Genomic DNA, 15,788 nt, shown 5'->3' on the forward strand with positions numbered 1-15,788 from the left:
CCCGCCCCTCCCCTGGGCCCGTCCGGGCCGCTCGGGCGGCCCGGACGCCTACTCCGGCTTCTCGGCTTCGACGGCCTTCTCGGCATCGGCGGCCTTCTCGGCCTTCTCCGCCTCGGCGGCCTCCGCCTTCTCCGCCTTGGCGGCGGCCCGGCGCTCGGCCTCGGCCTTCTTCTTGTCCTCGGCGATCTGCCGCTTGGCGGCGGTCGCGTAGACGTCCACGTACTCCTGGCCGGAGAGCCGCATGATCTCGTACATCACCTCGTCCGTCACCGAACGGAGGATGAAGCGGTCGTTCTCCATGCCGTGGTAGCGGGAGAAGTCCAGCGGGCGGCCGATCCGAATGCCGGGGCGGATGCCGAAGTTGGGGATCACCTGGCCGGGCGGCTGCACCTTCTCGGTGTCGATCATGGCGACCGGGATCACCGGGGCGCCGGTGGCCAGCGCGACGCGGGCCAGACCGCCGACCTTGCCGCGGTACAGCTTGCCGTCGGGCGAACGGGTGCCCTCGGGGTAGACGCCGAACAGCTCGCCGCCCTCCAGCACCGCGATGGCGCTGCGGATCGCGGCCTCGCCGGCGCCGCGCACGCCCGAGCGGTCCACCGGCAGCTGGCCGACGCCCTTGAAGAACGCGGCGGTCAGCCGGCCCTTGAGGCCCGGGGTGTTGAAGTACTCGGCCTTCGCGATGAAGGTGACCCGGCGCTTGATCAGCGCGGGGAAGAAGAACGAGTCCGAGAAGGACAGGTGGTTGCTCGCGATGATCGCCGCACCCTCGGTGGGGATGTTCTCCTCACCCTCGATCCAGGGCCGGAAGAAGATCCGAAGCAGTGGCGCGACGATCATCTTCATCAGTCGGTAGAACAACCCGGGCCTCCTGTTATGCGGACCGGTCGATCCTAATGCCCCGCGGCCGTCCGCTGCGCCCGGCCCCGCCGAAGGGGGTCCGGGCGGCCCTGCCGTGGGGGGCCGAGGCGGCCCTGTCGTAGAGGTCCGGGCGGCTCTGCCGTAAGGGGTGTACGACCCGGCGCGGAGCGTGGGACGATGCGAATCCGCAACGCCCCACGCCAGCGTCACCTCCCCCAGCGCCACCCGCCCGCGAAGGAGTCCGCCATGCCGTTGCTGCCCGGCGCCGAGCCGTACCACCACCGCGGTGGACGGGTGGGAGTGCTGCTCTGCCACGGCTTCACCGGCTCCCCGCAGTCGATGCGGCCGTGGGCCGAGCAACTGGCGGCGGCCGGGTTCACCGTCTCGGTGCCGCTGCTGCCCGGACACGGCACCCACTGGCAGGACATGCAGCTCACCCGCTGGGAGGACTGGTACGCCGCGGCCGAGCGTGAGCTGCTGACGCTCGCCGACGCGTGCGACCAGGTCTTCGTCTGCGCGCTGTCGATGGGCGGCGCGCTCGCGCTGCGGCTCGCCGCGCTGCACGGACCGACGGTCTCCGGGCTGGTGCTGGTCAACCCGTCGGTGCGCTCGGACACCCCCGTGAGTGTGCTGCTGCCGGTGCTGCGCCACCTCGTCCCCAGCGTGCCCGGGGTGGCCGGCGACATCGCCCGGCCCGGCTCGGCCGAGGTCGGCTACGACCGCACCCCGCTGCACGCCGCCTGGTCGCTGAGCCGGCTGTGGCGGGAGGTTCAGCGACTGCTGCCGGAGGTGACCCAGCCGGTGCTGCTCTTCCACAGCCCGCAGGACCACGTCGTCTCCGCGGCCAACTCGGAGTTGGTGCTGGCCCGGATATCCTCGACCGACGTGACGGAGCGGCTGTGCCAGCGCAGCTTCCACGTCGCGACGCTGGACCACGACGCGGCGGAAATATTCGCGGCCGGCGAGGACTTCATCCGACGGCTGGCCGCGCACGCGGCGGGCGTCACCCGGGTCGAATCCGACGATCACCATGGCTGAAGGGCCGGAAGTGCACGAGAGCAGCACGACGGGCGGCGGGGACGAGACTCCCCGCGAGGACGGCGCGACCAAGGACAGCGCGGCGAACGCCGCCGCCCCGGGCGGCGCGCCGACGGACCGTACGGGCCCGGGCGGCGCGCCGACGGACCGTACGGGCCCGGGCGGCGCGCCGACGGACCGTACGGGCCCGGGCGGCGCCGCGACGCCCCCGCCCGTCCAGGACGCCGCCGGGGAGCCGGCCGCGGACGCCGCCGCACCGGAGGCACCCGCCGAGCGCCGTGCGCGCCGCGCGCCCGAGCGCAGCCAGGCCGAGCAGGACGAGATCTTCGCCGCCCTGGTGGCCCAGTTCGACGACCCGGTCGACCTCAACAACCCCAACTGGCCGGAGGTCGAGAACCTCCGGGCGCAGAACGAGCTCAAGGGCGGCCCCAAGGACGACCCGGCGGGCGGCCGCGCCGACCTGGACGACCTGTCCGGCCTCGCCCCGCAGCCCCGCCCCCGCTCCGGCCGGCCGGTGATGCCGGCGGGCGGCGCCGGACCGCGGGACTTCGAGCTGGCCGAGGAGACCGACGAGGGCCACTTCGTCCCGCCGGAGCCCCCGCCGCTGCCGGCCGCCGACGTGACCGCCAAGTTCGCCTGGCTGGCGGTGCTCGGCGGCCCCGCCCTGCTGCTGATCGACGCGGTGGTCTGGCGGGAGATCTCCGGCTGGCCGGCCTGGGTCGGGATCACCGCCTTCCTCGGCGGTTTCGTCACGCTGGTCGCGCGGATGAAGGACCGCGACGAGGACGAGCCGGAGGACCCGGACCACGGCGCGGTCGTCTAGCCCTTCGGTCGTCTAGCCCTTCGGTCGTCCAACCCTTCGGTCGTCTAGCCCTTCGGCAGTCCCTTCGGCGAGGTCCTCGGCAGTTCGAGGACGGCGAGCACCGGCAGGTGGTCGGTCGCGGCCCGCAGGTCGGCCTCGGTGACGCCGGGCAGCCCGTGCGGCACCCCGCAGCCGAGGACGGTGATCCCGGGCGTGGCGAAGACGGCGTCGATCCGCTGGTAGGGGCGCTCCGGGACGGAGGTGAACTCGCCTCCCCAGGGCGCCGTCGGGTGCCCGTCCTGGAGTCGGGAGGCCAGCAGCTGCCAACCCGGGCCGTCCGGATGCTCGTTGAAGTCCCCTGCCACGACGCCGAGTTCGGCGATCCCGAGCTGATCGAGCAGCAGCTCGAACTGCCCGTACCGCTCCGCCTGGTCCAGGCTGAGGTGGCAGCTGGTGACGGTGAACGGCGCCGTGCCGGGCAGCCGCAGCAGCGCGGTGGCGAAGCCCCGGGCGTGCAGGCCGCGGGTCTTGGGCAGCAGCCGGTCGTACACCCCCAGCCGCTCCACCGCGCCGGGCCGGGCCAGCAGCAGCGGACCGGCGGCGGTGCGGCCGCCGCCGGCCAGCACCCGCGTCCCGGTCCGCCGGGCCAGCCAGGCCGCCTGCCCCTCGGGCCGCCAGTAGCGCGGGGCCTCCTGGACGCAGACCAGGTCCGGCTCGCAGGCCCGGATCACCCGGGCCAGCGCCCGCCGGTCGTCGCGCAGCGAGCGGACGTTGTAGCTGAGCAGGCGCAGCCGGCCCGGACCGGACGGCGGCAGCGGCCCGACGGCTTCGACGGCTTCGACGGCGGTCATGGTCCTCCCCTGGACGGTCACCGGATCGGGTCCGACCGTACGCGGCGGCGCCGGGACGCGCGACGGCGGCGGTGCGTCCGGGATCGGTCGGGGATCCGGGTCGCACCGCCGCCGGCGGGCTGGAGGGAGTGTCAGGCGGTGCGCGCGAGGTCCGCGGCGCCGACGATGCCGGCCGCGGAGCCCATCGAGGCCAGGACGACCTCGGCGCGCGGGCGGTGCACCCCGCCGGTCAGGTAGTGCTCGAAGGCCTTGGCGACCGGGTCGAGCAGCAGCCGGCCGGAGTCGGAGACGCCGCCGCCGAGCACGAAGACGCCCGGGTCGAACAGCGCGGCGAGGTCGGCCATGCCGCGGCCCAGCCAGTCGGCCAGCTCGGCGTAGCACTCCAGGGCGAGCGGGTCGCCCTCCTCGGCGGCCTGGGTGATGTGGATGCCGCGGATGGTCTCGGCCACGCCGTCGTTGAGCTCCAGCATCCGGCGGCCGCGCCGCGGGTCGGCGGCGGCCTTCTCCCGGCCGTAGCGGCGCAGCGCCCGCCCGGAGCCGTACTGCTCCCAGCAGCCCTTGCCGCCGCAGCCGCAGGTCAGGCCGTCGGGGACCATGTTGAGGTGGCCGATCTCGCCGGCCACGCCGAAGTGGCCGCGGTGCAGCCGGCTGTCCAGGACGATGCCGCCGCCGATGCCGGTGCCGACGGTGATCAGCACCATGTCGCGGTGGTCGGCGGCCGCGCCGAAGCGGAACTCGGCCCAGGCGGCGCAGTTGGCGTCGTTCTCGACGACGGTGGACAGGCCGGTGAGCTCTTCGATCCGCCCGCGCAGCGGCTCGTTCTCCCAGTCGATGTTGGGCGCGAAGATCACCGTGGAGCGGTTGCTGTCGACGAAGCCGGGGGCACCGACGCCCACCGCCGTGACGCCGGGGTGCTCCTCCTTGAGCTCGCGCACGGCCTGCGCGATGGCGTCGACCGCCCACTGGGGGTCGGCCGGGGTGGGCACCCTGGTCCGGGACAGGATCGCGCCCGCCTCGTCGACCACACCTGCCGCGATCTTGGTCCCGCCGACATCGACGCCGATGGTCAGAGCCATGTGTCCCTCAGCTATTCACTCGTTCCGCTGGGCGGAACGCTACCGCCCAACCCGGCCCCCGTACACAGCCTCGCATACATTATCCGAAGGCAATCCAGGAGAGACGGGGCCGCGAAGCTTCAAAAGTCGTATCTAATCTCCTTCTTCGTGACGTATGAGAGCAACGCGATCACCGTCCGGAAGTCACGGTTTCACTGCTTGGCGGACGACCCGTCAGCCCCGTCAAGGTCACCGTCGAGGTCGATCTTCTCGGTCGGCGCGCCCTGCCCGGAGGTCCAGCGGCTCTCGTGCCCGGCCACGGCGGCGCGGTAGGCGGCCAGCAGCTCGGTGCCCGCGGTGGCCAGCCCGGTGCCGACGGCGGCGAGGTGGGCGTAGACCTCCGGCTGCTGGGTGCGCAGCCGGTCGGCCATCCCGGAGAGGGTGATCAGGGTGGTGGCGCCGGCCTCCTGGGCCTTCTCGCCGAGCGCGCCGGCGAACCGGCGAACCTCGTCCACCAGCGGGCCCAGCTCCGGCCCGAACGGGTGCTCGGCGCGGTCCTCGGCACGGCCCTCGGCGCGGTCCTCGGGGCGCTCGTCCGTACGGCTGTCGGCGCGGTCGTCGGCGCGGTCGTCCGCACGGCCCTCGGTACGGTCCTCGGCGCGGTCGTCGGTGCTGGTCATCGCGGGCGTCTCCTCAGCCGTGGCCGCACCCCGCGGCCCTCCGGCCCGACGCTACCCGACCGGCCGTGAGCCCAAGAAAAGCCCGGGAAGGCCGGGGAAAGCCCGGGAAAGCCCGGGAAAGCCCGGGAGGCGCCGATAGCCCCCGTCAGCCCCGCGGCCAGAGCGCCGGATCCGGCGCGAACCGCACCGCGAGCACCCCGTCGGCCAGCCCCGCCCCGGCCACGGTGCAGCGGCGCAGCGCGGAGGGCAGGGTGAGCACCCGGCGGTGGGCACCGAGCCCGACCACCAGGTCGTCGCCCCGGCGGACCAGGTCCAGCTCGGCGCGGTCGGCGCCGGGCAGGTCGAGGTGCCAGACCAGCAGGCCGTCCTCGGCGAGCCGGTCCTCGACCGGCCAGTGCCCGGGGGCGAGCCGCTCGGGCCCGTCGCCGTCGCCGTAGAGGCGGTCGGCGACGGCTTCCAGGGTGACGTCGGTCAGGTCCCCGACCAGCACCGGGGCGTCGGTCTCGGCGGCGAGGGCGGTCAGCTCCTCCTGCCGGCGGCGGGCCAGGTCGGCCAGCCAGGGGTCGGGCGAGGCGGCGGCGGCCTCGGGCAGCGCGCCGTGCACCACCACGGCGTCCGGCCGGTGCCCGTGCAGCGCGAGTCCGGCCCGGATCCGGCGCAGCTCCCCGTACGGGTGGCCGTCGGCCGGGACGACCAGCCGGACGCTGGTGCCGGGGTCGGTGATCGCGGCCCGGGACTCGGCGAGCGCCGCGGCAGCCGTGGTGCGCCCCTCGTACAGCCAGTCGGCGGGCATCGGGACGCCGGCCAGCCCGGCCAGCAGCGGGCGCAGCGCCCGGGCGGCCTGCCGCTGTTCGGGGACGAGCCGGTCCAGGTAGCGGGCGAGCTGCTCGGGCAGGGCGAGGGTGGCGATCAGCTCGGCGGGCGGCGGGGCGAGCACGACCAGGACGTCCTGGTCGGCGGCGGGCAGGGCGCGCAGCAGGGCGAGCCGGGCGATGCCGGGGAGGGCGGTGAGCTCCTCGGGGTCGAGCTGTTCGGCGCCGAGCAGGTCCAGGGCGGGCTTGAGCCGGCCGGTGAGCGCGCCGACGGCGTAGCGGAAGGCGGCCTGCTCGTCGATCCGGGAGACGGTCAGGCCGGGCGCGTAGCCCAGCGGTTCGGGCTCCAGCCGGATGCCGAGGGCGGAGTCCAGGGCGCGGTGCGGGTCGTCGGCCGCCAGCAGCCAGGTGCGGTGGCCGCGCCGGGCGGCGTGCAGGGCGGTGGCGGCGGCCACCGTGGGCGCCCCCGCGTCGCCGCTGACCAGGATGGTGCGTGTCGCCGTCATTGCGTCCGGCCCCCCTTCGGTGGTGTCGGCGTCAGGGCTTCTTGCCGGCGGTGTCCTCGACGCGCTTCTTCAGGCCGGCCAGGGCGCGGTCGATGATGACCTTCTCGGCCTTGCGCTTGATCATGCCGAGCATCGGGATCTTGACGTCCACGGCGAGCTGGTAGGTCACCTCGGTGCGGCCGCCGGCCAGCGGGGCGAGGGTGTAGGAGCCGTCCAGCGAGCGGAGCATCTGGCTGCGGACGAGGGTCCAGCCGACCTCGCGGTCGCCGTCCCAGGTGTAGGCGAGGACGTGCTCGTCGCGGATGGCGCCGGCGTCGAGCAGCAGTCGGACCTGGGCGGCGCGGCCGTCGTCCCCGGTCTCCAGCACCTCGATCTCCTTGACCTCGCCGGTCCACGCCGGGTAGGCCGCGAAGTCGGCGATCACGGCCATGACCGTGGCCGGGGTCGCGTCGATGGTGATGCTCGACCTGGTGTGCTCCGCCATGGAAATGGCCCTCCGCCTCGTCCCTCTGACTGCCGGTCCGGCCGGGGCGCGCTCGGCCCGGTCCGCCCGGAGCAGGCTATCGCGACCTGTGGCCGGTGATCGGCGACGGGCGGCCGCGGTGCGGCGGGCGGGGGCATGTTACCGGCCGGTCGCCCTACGCTGCCGTAGGGTGCCATTCGAACGACCTGGTCACGGCCCGGTCGGACCCGGCCGGATGTGACACTTCGAACACCGGACCCAACCCCCCTGGTCGAAGCTGCCTACCGGGCAGTAACGTCCTGCCGTCCCGCAGCGTCGCGAACGAGGAGCAGTCTTGCTCGACTTCAGCCTTCCGGCCCTCTACCAGGTACCGAGCGACGGCAACCTCGCCGACCCGGTGCACCGGAACGCCGAGGAGCACCCGGACGTCGCCGTCCTCAGCCGCAAGGCCGACGGCCAGTGGCAGGAGCTGACCTCGGTCCAGTTCCTGGCCGAGGTGCACGCCGCCGCGAAGGGCCTGATCGCCGCGGGCGTCGAGCCCGGCGACCGGGTGGGCATCATGTCCCGCACCCGGTACGAGTGGACGCTGCTGGACTTCGCGATCTGGACGGCCGGCGCGGTCACCGTGCCGGTGTACGAGACCTCCTCCGCCGAGCAGGTCGAGTGGATCCTCGGCGACTCGGGCGCGGTCGCCGTGATCACCGAGACCGCCAAGCACGTCCAGGTGGTCGACGAGGTCCGCGACCGGCTGCCGGAGCTGAAGCACACCTGGCAGATCGAGGGCGGCGCGCTCGCCGCGCTGGCCGAGGCCGGCCGGGACGTCCCGGACGCGACCGTCCACGAGCGCCGCCGGATCGCCGGCCCCGACGACGTCGCCACCATCGTCTACACCTCGGGCACCACCGGCCGCCCGAAGGGCTGCCAGCTGACGCACGGCAACTTCCTGGCCGAGTGCGGCAACGTCGTCGAGCAGCTGGCCCCGCTGTTCCGGACCGGCGAGAGCTCCGTCCTGCTCTTCCTGCCGCTGGCCCACGTGCTCGGCCGGATCGCCGAGATCGCCCCGGCGATGGCCCCGATCAAGCTCGGCCACGTCTCCGACATCCGGGACGTCACCGCCGAGCTGGCCGCCTTCAAGCCGACCCTGATCCTGGGCGTGCCCAGGGTCTTCGAGAAGGTCTACAACACCGCCCGCGCCAAGGCCCAGGCCGACGGCAAGGGCAAGATCTTCGACAAGGCCGCCGAGACCGCGATCGCCTACAGCCGCGCGCTGGACGCCGGCGGCGCGGGCCTGGTGCTGCGGCTCAAGCACGCCGTCTTCGACAAGCTGGTCTACAGCAAGCTGCGCGCCGCGCTCGGCGGCCGGGCCACCCACGCCATCTCCGGCGGCGCCCCGCTCGGCGAGCGTCTGGGCCACTTCTACCGCGGCATCGGCTTCACCGTCCTGGAGGGCTACGGCCTGACCGAGACCTGCGCGGCCACCGCCTTCAACCCGTGCGACAAGCCGAAGATCGGTACGGTCGGCCTGCCGGTGCCCGGCTGCTCCGTCCGGATCGCCGAGGACGGCGAGGTGCTACTCAAGGGCCCGCACATCTCCACCGGCTACTGGAACAACCCGCAGGCCACCGCGGACTCCCTCAAGGACGGCTGGTTCGCCACCGGCGACCTCGGCTCGCTGGACTCCGAGGGCTACCTGACCATCACCGGCCGCAAGAAGGAGATCATCGTCACCGCCGGCGGCAAGAACGTCGCCCCGGCCGTGATCGAGGACCGGATCCGCGGCCACGCCCTGGTCGGCGAGGTCATGGTGGTCGGCGACCGCAAGCCCTTCGTCGCCTGCCTGATCACCGTCGACCGGGAGTTCTTCCCCAAGTGGAAGGAGCTCAACGGCAAGCCGGCCGACGCCGCCATCGCCGACCTCGCCACCGACCCGGACCTGCTGGCCGCCCTCCAGGCCGCCGTGGACGACGGCAACGCGGCCGTCTCGCACGCCGAGGCGGTCAAGAAGTTCCGGCTGCTGGACACCGAGTTCTCCGAGGAGAGCGGCCACCTGACGCCCTCGCTCAAGCTCAAGCGCAACGTCGTGCTGAAGGACTTCGCGGCCGACATCGAGGCCCTCTACCAGAAGTGAGACCGTGACGGGCCCCGCCTCCCCAGGAAGGGGGCGGGGCCCGTCGCCGTCTCAGCCCGTCGGCCCGTCGCTCGCCAGCAGCGAGGTCAGCCGCCCGGCCAGCAGGTCCCAGCGCCAGGAGCGCTCCACCCAGCGCCGCCCGGCCTCGCCCAGCTGCCGCCGCAGCTCCTCGTCCCGCAACAGCCGGACGATCCGCTCGGCCGCCGCCGCGGCCGAGCCGCCGGGCACCACGTACCCGGTCTCGCCCTCCAGCACCGCGTCCGGCGCGCCGCCGGAGTCCCCCGCGACCACCGGCAGGCCGGTCGCCGAGGCCTCCAGGTAGACGATGCCCAGGCCCTCGACGTCCAGCCCCCCGCGCCGGGTGCGGCAGGGCATCGCGAAGACGTCCCCGGCCCCGTAGTGGGCGGGCAGTTCCTCCCACGGCACCGCGCCGGTGAACCGCACCGAGGCCCGTACGCCGGTGGCGTCCACCAGCTTCTCCAGGTCCGCCCGGTACGGGCCGCCGCCGACGATCAGCAGCACCGCGTCCGGCACGTCCGCGAGGATCTGCGGCATCGCCTCGATCAGGGTGTCCTGGCCCTTGCGCGGCACCAGCCGGGAGACGCAGACCACCACCGGCCGGTCCGCCAGCCCCAGCCGGCGGCGCACCTCGGCGCCCCCGGAGTCCGGGTGGAAGGTCGACTCGTCCACGCCCGGCGGCAGCTGCACCATCCGGGCCGCGGCCCGCGGCCCGACCGCGGCGGCGATCCGGGAACGGGTGTACTCGCCCAGGTAGGTCAGCACGTCGGTGCCCTCGCCGATCCGGCGCAGCAGCTGCCGGGAGACCGGCAGCTGGGCCCAGGCGGCCTCGTGCCCGTGGGTCATGCCGAGCTGCCGCCCGGCGCCGGCCCGGCGCAGCGCGGGCGCCATCAGCCCGAGCGGGGCGGCGGCGCCGAACCAGACCGAGTCGCACTTCTCCGCGCGCAGGATCTCGGCGGCCCGCCGGGTGACCCGCGGTGTGGGAACCATCACCTTCGTCCGGTCCCTGATCACCGGGAACGGCTGCTCGGCGTCGAAGCGGGCCACCTCGCTGCCGTCCCGCCAGGTCGAGGCGTAGACCACGACGCTGCCTGCGGGCTGACGGACGGCCATGTTGTGGACGAAGGCCTGGATGCCACCGGGGCGGGGCGGGAAGTCATTGGTGACGATCAAGGTTCTGTGCATCAGGCCACGGCTCGCTCGGTCGGGGGGTGCGCGGTGTACCGCTGGGTGATCCGTACGATAGGTCAACACCACGACCCGCCGGGAACGGAACCGTCCATGGCAACCGTTTGACCCCCGGGTCTGTCCTAGTACCTAGGCCGCGTCGCGCGGCCCGGGCGTCCGTCGGTACGACGCCTCCGGTGGGGACGTACGAGACGAACGAGGGAGCGCAGTGGAATTGGCCCCGGCCACCGAGACCGGCTCTTCGCGCGGCCGCCTCGGCCGCCCGCTCGGGGCGCTCGCCGCGCTCGGGGCCACCTGGGTGGCCACCCGCACCCTGCTGGTGCTCCTGACGACCGGCGTGCTGAAGGGGCCCGGCGGCGACGTCACGGCCGACGTCTGGATGATCTACCACGCCTGGTACGGGGTGCTCCAGACCGGCACCTTCCCGTTCGACGACGTGACCTGGCAGTACCCGCCGGGCGCCGCCCTGGTGATCCTGCTGCCCGGCCTGCTGCCCTGGTCGTACCTGGTCTCGTTCTGGGTGATCTGCGGGATCGCCGACGCCGCCGCGGCCGCGCTGCTCATCCGCACCGGCCTGCGCCGGGGCCGGGCGCTGACCGGCGCCTGGATCTGGGTGGTGGGCGTCCCGCTGCTCGGCCCGATGATCTACAACCGCTTCGATGTCATCGTCACCGCGGTCGCCCTGGCAGGCCTGCTGGCGCTGATCCGCCGCCCGGCCCTCGGCGGGGTGCTGCTGGGCCTGGGCGGCATCGTCAAGATCTGGCCGCTGCTCGGCCTGATCGGCACCCCCTCCGGCCACCGCACCCGCCGCTCCTGGACGCTGGCCGGCGCCACCGCCGTCTCGATCGGCTTCCTGCTGACGGCCGGGATGAACGGCGCCTTCGACTTCCTGGCCTTCCAGAAGGAGCGCGGCATCGAGGTCGAGTCGCTCGGCGCGCTACCGCTGCACGTCGCCCGGCTCGCCGGGGCCTGGGACGGCAAGGTCACCATGAACTACGGCTCCCCCGAGATGCTCGGGCCGTGGGTCAGCGTGATCAGCAAGGTGATGATGGCCGGCACCGTGCTGGGCTTCGGCTGGCTGCTGCTGTGGCGCTTCACCTCCAAGCGCCGCAACGCGTCCACCATGTACGACGCGGCGCTGTGCGCGCTGCTGATCTTCGTGGTGACCAGCCGGGTGATCAGCCCGCAGTACCTGGTCTGGCTGCTCGGCATCGCGGCGGTCTGCCTGACCGTACGGGGCACCAGCCAGCGACCGGTGGCGGTGCTGATCCTGCTCGCCTGTCCGCTGACCCTCCTCGAATTCCCGACCATGTTCTCCCAGGTCCTGTCCAGCGGCCCGGCGGCGGTCGCCGTCCTGGCCCTGCGCAACCTGCTGCTGCTGGCCGCGACCGTGCTCTCCTGCGTCCGGCTCTGGCGCTCCACCCGCGGCGAGGCCCCGCTGCCGCCGACCGTGGTGCTGGACCGCGAGCCCCCCGCGCTGCCGGCCGCCGGCTACCCGGTGCGCCCGGGCATCGCCTACGAGCAGGACCTGCTGGACGGCATCGGCCACCCGGGTGCCCGGGCCGAACAGCGCCGCTGAGTCGCCGAGCCGCGCCCCGGTCAGCCCTTCAGCGCCGCCACCTGCTCCAGCCAGCGCCGGGTGAACTCCGCCAGGCCGACGCCCAGCTCCCGGCGCAGCAGCCGGTCGGTCCGGCCCTCCCGGTCCTCGCCGTGCCCGTCGGCCGCGCCGACGGCCCGGTAGAAGGCCACCAGCCGCTGCGGCCCGTGGTCGCGGGCGATCAGCTCGCAGGCCAGCCAGGACTGCTCGTAGGCCTGGGCGATGCCGCTCGCACCGGCGGTGAAGTCCCGGTCGGCGGGCAGTGCGGTGGGCAGCTTCCCGGCGGCGACGTCCCGGGCCAGCTCGGGGGCGATCTGCCGCGGGCCGCGGCCGGAGTCCCGGTAGGCGGTCCAGTCGGCGGCGCCCTCGGAGAGCCACATCGGGGTCCAGGCCCGGGTGTCGGCCCTGGTCGCGACGTGGGTGGCCTCGTGGGTGACGACCACCTGGCGGCCGAAGTCGCTGAGCCGCCCGTACGCCTGCGGGTTGACCAGCACCCGGTCCGCCGGGGTGTGCCAGGGCGCGCCGGGGGCGGCCACGGTGACCGCCGCCATGCCCGTCCAGTCGGCCGGGTCGCCGTCCAGCAGCCGGGCGAACGACTCCTCGGTGGCCGGCCGCTCCAGCAGCAGCCGCCCGGCCCAGGCGCTGCCCCAGACCTCGGAGACGGCGGGCACCGCCCGGTCCCCCACCGCGACCAGCTCGGCCGGATCGGGGCCGGCGGCGGGCCCGAGCACCAGGCAGTGCGCGCCCGGCGCCGCGCGGAGCGGCCCGAAGTCCCACGGCGCGGGCGGGCCGCTCGCGCTCTCCTCGCGCTCGACCCGCCAGCCGTCCCCGGTCAGGGCCAGCTCGATCCGGCGCGGGTACACCACCGGGTACGCGTCGTACCCGGCGATCCGCACCGCCAGGTCGGCGGCGGCGGTCAGCCGCTCCGGCCCGCCGGAGCCGGCGAGCACCAGGTTGCGGTACTCCGCCTCGGCCACCGGCAGCCCGGCCCAGGGCGGCGCCGAACCCGCCCGCCGCGCCAGGGCCGCGGCCACCTCGGCACGCCGGTCCGCCGAGCGCGCCGCGGGCACCGCCGACGGGGCGGCCGGCGGCAGCGACAGCTGGGCCAGCCCGCCGGCCGCGAGCAGCAGCGCGCCGCGCCGGGACAGCGGGCGGCGGGGTATCCGGGCGGGAGTGCTCAGAGCCGGACCACCCCGGAGACCGGCATCGCGGTGACGCTCTCGTAGCGGACCTTGGCGCCCGGGCGGGGGGCGTGCACGATCACCCCGCCGCCGGCGTACATGCCGACGTGGTGCATGTCCCGGTAGAAGATCACCAGGTCTCCCGGTCGCGCTTCGGACAGGCTGATCCGCTGCCCGGCGTACGCCTGGGCCTGCGAGGTGCGCGGCAGGGTCACTCCGGCCTGCCGCCAGCTGTAGTACATCAGACCGGAGCAGTCGAACGCGTGCGGCCCGGTGGCCCCGTAGACGTACGGCGAGCCGATCATCCGCACCGCGGCCGCCAGTGCGGCCGCCCCGCGCTCGGAGGCGGCCGGCGCGTTGCCGAGGTCCAGCCGGTCGGTGCCCCGGGTGGCGCGGTCCTCGGCGTCCCGGGCGTCCTGGGCCGCCAGCCGGGCCCGCTCGCCGGCGCCCAGGCCGTTCAGCAGCTTCTGCGCCGCGGCCAGCCGCTGCTGGATCTGCTGCTTGCCGTCGGCGAGCGAGCGGCGGGTCTCGTCCAGCTCGGCGAGCTTGTCGGCCGCCTCGGTGCGGCGCTGGTCGAGCCGGCGCTGCCGGGTGAGCAGCTCGTGCAGGGTCTCCTGCTGGCGGGTGGCGGCCTGGCCCATGGTGCGGGCGCGGGCCAGGTAGCCCTCCGGGTCGGTCGAGAGGATCAGCTGGGCGGTCTGGGTCATCCCGCCGCCGCGGTACTCCGCTCCGGCCACCGCCGCCAGGTCGCCGCGCAGCTGGTTGAGCTGGTCCTGGGCGAGGGCGATCTCCCCCTGGAGGATGGTGGTCTCGCCCTGGAGGCGCCGCTGCGCCTCCTGCGCCGCGTTGTACTTCTCGGACGCCTGCTCGGCCTCGTCGTACAGCTGTTCCACCTGCGCCTTGACGTCCTGGCGGTCGGTCGAGTCCGGGCTGCCGGGGGTGGCCTGGGCGCTGCCGCCGGTGGCCACGCCCAGCGCGGTGGCGGCGGCCGCGGTCAGCACCAGCGCCCGGGCGAGCAGTGGGGAACGACGGTGCACGGGCATGGCGGCGGCGACTCCAATCCTGCGGCGCGGACCCCCGCCGCCGCACCACTGCGGGCGGCGTCGAGCGGAAGTCCGGTGGCAGACGTTAGCGAGTCCGGGCAAGCGAGTCCAAACCCCTCCCAACCCGAATATTCGACCGCCAATCGGACATCAGCTCGACCGCGCCGCAAAGCCGCAGGCCCGGCCTTCCCTGGGGAAGACCGGGCCTGGAGGCGTTCGAGCAGGTGTCAGACCCGCACGATGGAGGCCAGCGGCATGTTGGAGACCGCCTCGTAGCGCACCGACGCACCCGGCTTGGGGGCGTGCAGCACCTGGCCGTTGCCCGCGTAGATGCCGACGTGGTGGGCGTCGCTGTAGAAGATCAGCAGGTCGCCGGGCTGGGCCTGGGAGAGGTCCGTGCCGATCCGGGTACCGGCCCCGGCCTGCGCCTGCGAGGTGCGCGGCAGGGACACGCCCGCCTGGTTGTACGCCCAGACCATCAGGCCGGAGCAGTCGAAGGAGCTCGGGCCGGTGGCGCCCCAGACGTACGGGCTGCCGATCTTGGAGGCGGCGTACGAGAGGGCGGCGGCACCGCGCGAGCTGCCCGCGGCCACCTTCACCGGAGCGGTGGTCGTGGGGGCCGAGAGGTCGCTGCGGCCATTGTCGCGCGAGGCGCGGTCGGCGCCCTGCTGCTGCGCCTGGGCGGCGTCCGCCTTGGCCTTGGCGTCGGCGGCGGCCTTCTGCTCGGCCTGCTGGATCGCCTGGCGCTCCTGCTCGGACAGCGTGTTGAACAGGTCCTGGGCAGCCTTCAGCTTGCTCTGGACCTCCTCCTTGGAGGCCTTCAGCTGCGTGGTGGTGGAGTCCAGCTCCGCGAGCTTGTTCTGGGCCTCGGTGCGGTCCTGGTCCAGCTTGCGCTGCTGCTCCTGGAGCTGCTTCAGCTGGTTCTTCTGGGTGTCCCCGGCCTGGTTCAGCGCACCGGCCTGGTTCAGGAAGGTGTCCGGGCTGGAGGAGAACATCAGCTGGACGGTCGGCGAGATGCCGCCGTTGCGGTACTGCTCGCCGGCGATCTCGGCGAGTCCGCCCTGGAGCTCGGTCACCTGGGCCTGCTGACGGGCCACCTGGTCCTGGAGGCCGGAGACCTGCTTCTCCAGCTCCTGCTGCTTCTCCAGCGAGGCGTTGTACTTCTCGGTCGCGACCTCGGCCTGCTCGTTGTACTGGTCGACCTGCTCCTTGACCTGTTCCTTGGTCGGCTGCGGGTCGGCGTGGGCGCCGGACTGCGCGGAGAGGGCGACGGCCGCGGCGGCGAGACCGGTCATGATCGAGACGCGGGCGCGGCCGGCGGGCTTGGGACGACGATGGGACGCCACGAAGGCGGGCTCCTTCTTCCTACGTCCGCCTACCGGGTGAGCTGACGGGTTCGGGCCGGAAGCATGCCCTACGACGCCTCACGGCCGCTCCAGCGGCCGACCTGGCGCCGATTCACCCCGGAGGAACATGGTTCCCCGGCTCCGCTCCGCAGCGCCCCCAATTGCTGGGCTCCCCTGTCGGGCAGTCGCTTCGACCTGCCCCGCTGCCTCGCGAACTCG

The 15,788-nt window shown here is 74.3% G+C and carries 14 protein-coding genes and 1 riboswitch; of the genes, 4 read left to right on the plus strand and 10 right to left on the minus strand.

Annotated elements, in window-relative coordinates; translation table 11 throughout:
* Nucleotides 1–48: 48 nt before the first annotated feature.
* The gene (locus tag QWJ13_RS05215; RefSeq protein ID WP_432277451.1) at nt 49–846 is read right to left on the minus strand and encodes a lysophospholipid acyltransferase family protein; all 798 of its coding nucleotides are present in this window, start codon (nt 844–846) and stop codon (nt 49–51) included.
* 261 nt (nt 847–1,107) lie between these two features.
* Here QWJ13_RS05215 and QWJ13_RS05220 point away from each other — a divergent pair, with 261 nt between their 5' ends.
* Nucleotides 1,108–1,899 (plus strand): alpha/beta hydrolase, encoded by a 792-nt coding sequence (locus tag QWJ13_RS05220; RefSeq protein ID WP_316520811.1) that lies wholly within the window; start codon nt 1,108–1,110, stop codon nt 1,897–1,899.
* Nucleotides 1,900–1,909: 10 nt separating this feature from the next.
* A complete protein-coding gene (locus QWJ13_RS05225; RefSeq protein WP_316520813.1) occupies nt 1,910–2,722 on the plus strand; it encodes a hypothetical protein in 813 nt (270 codons plus the stop codon).
* A gap of 44 nt (nt 2,723–2,766) precedes the next feature.
* Here QWJ13_RS05225 and QWJ13_RS05230 read toward each other — a convergent pair whose 3' ends face one another.
* The 5 genes from QWJ13_RS05230 to QWJ13_RS05250 all read right to left on the minus strand — a co-directional run bounded on the left by QWJ13_RS05230 (nt 2,767) and on the right by QWJ13_RS05250 (nt 7,089).
* Nucleotides 2,767–3,552, minus strand: coding sequence for an endonuclease/exonuclease/phosphatase family protein (locus QWJ13_RS05230; RefSeq protein WP_316520814.1), 786 nt, complete (start codon nt 3,550–3,552; stop codon nt 2,767–2,769).
* A 131-nt stretch (nt 3,553–3,683) separates the two neighbouring features.
* The gene (locus QWJ13_RS05235; protein ID WP_316520816.1) at nt 3,684–4,628 is read right to left on the minus strand and encodes an ROK family glucokinase; all 945 of its coding nucleotides are present in this window, start codon (nt 4,626–4,628) and stop codon (nt 3,684–3,686) included.
* Nucleotides 4,629–4,819: 191 nt separating this feature from the next.
* Nucleotides 4,820–5,287, minus strand: a complete 468-nt coding sequence (locus tag QWJ13_RS05240; RefSeq protein WP_316520817.1) for a DUF5304 family protein — start codon at nt 5,285–5,287, stop codon at nt 4,820–4,822.
* A 145-nt stretch (nt 5,288–5,432) separates the two neighbouring features.
* Nucleotides 5,433–6,605 (minus strand): ArsA family ATPase, encoded by a 1,173-nt coding sequence (locus tag QWJ13_RS05245; RefSeq protein WP_316520819.1) that lies wholly within the window; start codon nt 6,603–6,605, stop codon nt 5,433–5,435.
* A 31-nt stretch (nt 6,606–6,636) separates the two neighbouring features.
* Nucleotides 6,637–7,089 (minus strand): SRPBCC family protein, encoded by a 453-nt coding sequence (locus QWJ13_RS05250; RefSeq protein ID WP_316520821.1) that lies wholly within the window; start codon nt 7,087–7,089, stop codon nt 6,637–6,639.
* Between the two features lie 313 nt (nt 7,090–7,402).
* Here QWJ13_RS05250 and QWJ13_RS05255 point away from each other — a divergent pair, with 313 nt between their 5' ends.
* A complete protein-coding gene (locus QWJ13_RS05255; protein WP_316520822.1) occupies nt 7,403–9,196 on the plus strand; it encodes an AMP-dependent synthetase/ligase in 1,794 nt (597 codons plus the stop codon).
* Nucleotides 9,197–9,247: 51 nt separating this feature from the next.
* On the opposite strand, the gene QWJ13_RS05260 is transcribed toward QWJ13_RS05255, so the two are convergent.
* The gene (locus QWJ13_RS05260; RefSeq protein ID WP_316520824.1) at nt 9,248–10,399 is read right to left on the minus strand and encodes a glycosyltransferase family 4 protein; all 1,152 of its coding nucleotides are present in this window, start codon (nt 10,397–10,399) and stop codon (nt 9,248–9,250) included.
* Between the two features lie 211 nt (nt 10,400–10,610).
* Here QWJ13_RS05260 and QWJ13_RS05265 point away from each other — a divergent pair, with 211 nt between their 5' ends.
* Complete coding sequence (locus QWJ13_RS05265) at nt 10,611–11,981, plus strand: glycosyltransferase 87 family protein (protein ID WP_316520826.1); 1,371 nt, start codon at nt 10,611–10,613, stop codon at nt 11,979–11,981.
* 20 nt (nt 11,982–12,001) lie between these two features.
* Here QWJ13_RS05265 and QWJ13_RS05270 read toward each other — a convergent pair whose 3' ends face one another.
* From QWJ13_RS05270 to QWJ13_RS05280, 3 genes are all read right to left on the minus strand, one after another.
* Nucleotides 12,002–13,033, minus strand: a complete 1,032-nt coding sequence (locus QWJ13_RS05270; protein WP_316520827.1) for a hypothetical protein — start codon at nt 13,031–13,033, stop codon at nt 12,002–12,004.
* A gap of 143 nt (nt 13,034–13,176) precedes the next feature.
* Nucleotides 13,177–14,223 (minus strand): C40 family peptidase, encoded by a 1,047-nt coding sequence (locus tag QWJ13_RS05275; protein WP_316520828.1) that lies wholly within the window; start codon nt 14,221–14,223, stop codon nt 13,177–13,179.
* Nucleotides 14,224–14,450: 227 nt separating this feature from the next.
* Nucleotides 14,451–15,569: a C40 family peptidase gene (locus tag QWJ13_RS05280; RefSeq protein WP_316520829.1), complete on the minus strand. Its 1,119-nt coding sequence runs from the start codon at nt 15,567–15,569 to the stop codon at nt 14,451–14,453.
* Nucleotides 15,570–15,579: 10 nt separating this feature from the next.
* Nucleotides 15,580–15,733, minus strand: a riboswitch (cyclic di-AMP (ydaO/yuaA leader).
* Between the last annotated feature and the right edge of the window lie 55 nt (nt 15,734–15,788).

The organism is Kitasatospora brasiliensis (assembly GCF_032654805.1).
GTDB classification, from domain to species: domain Bacteria; phylum Actinomycetota; class Actinomycetes; order Streptomycetales; family Streptomycetaceae; genus Kitasatospora; species Kitasatospora brasiliensis.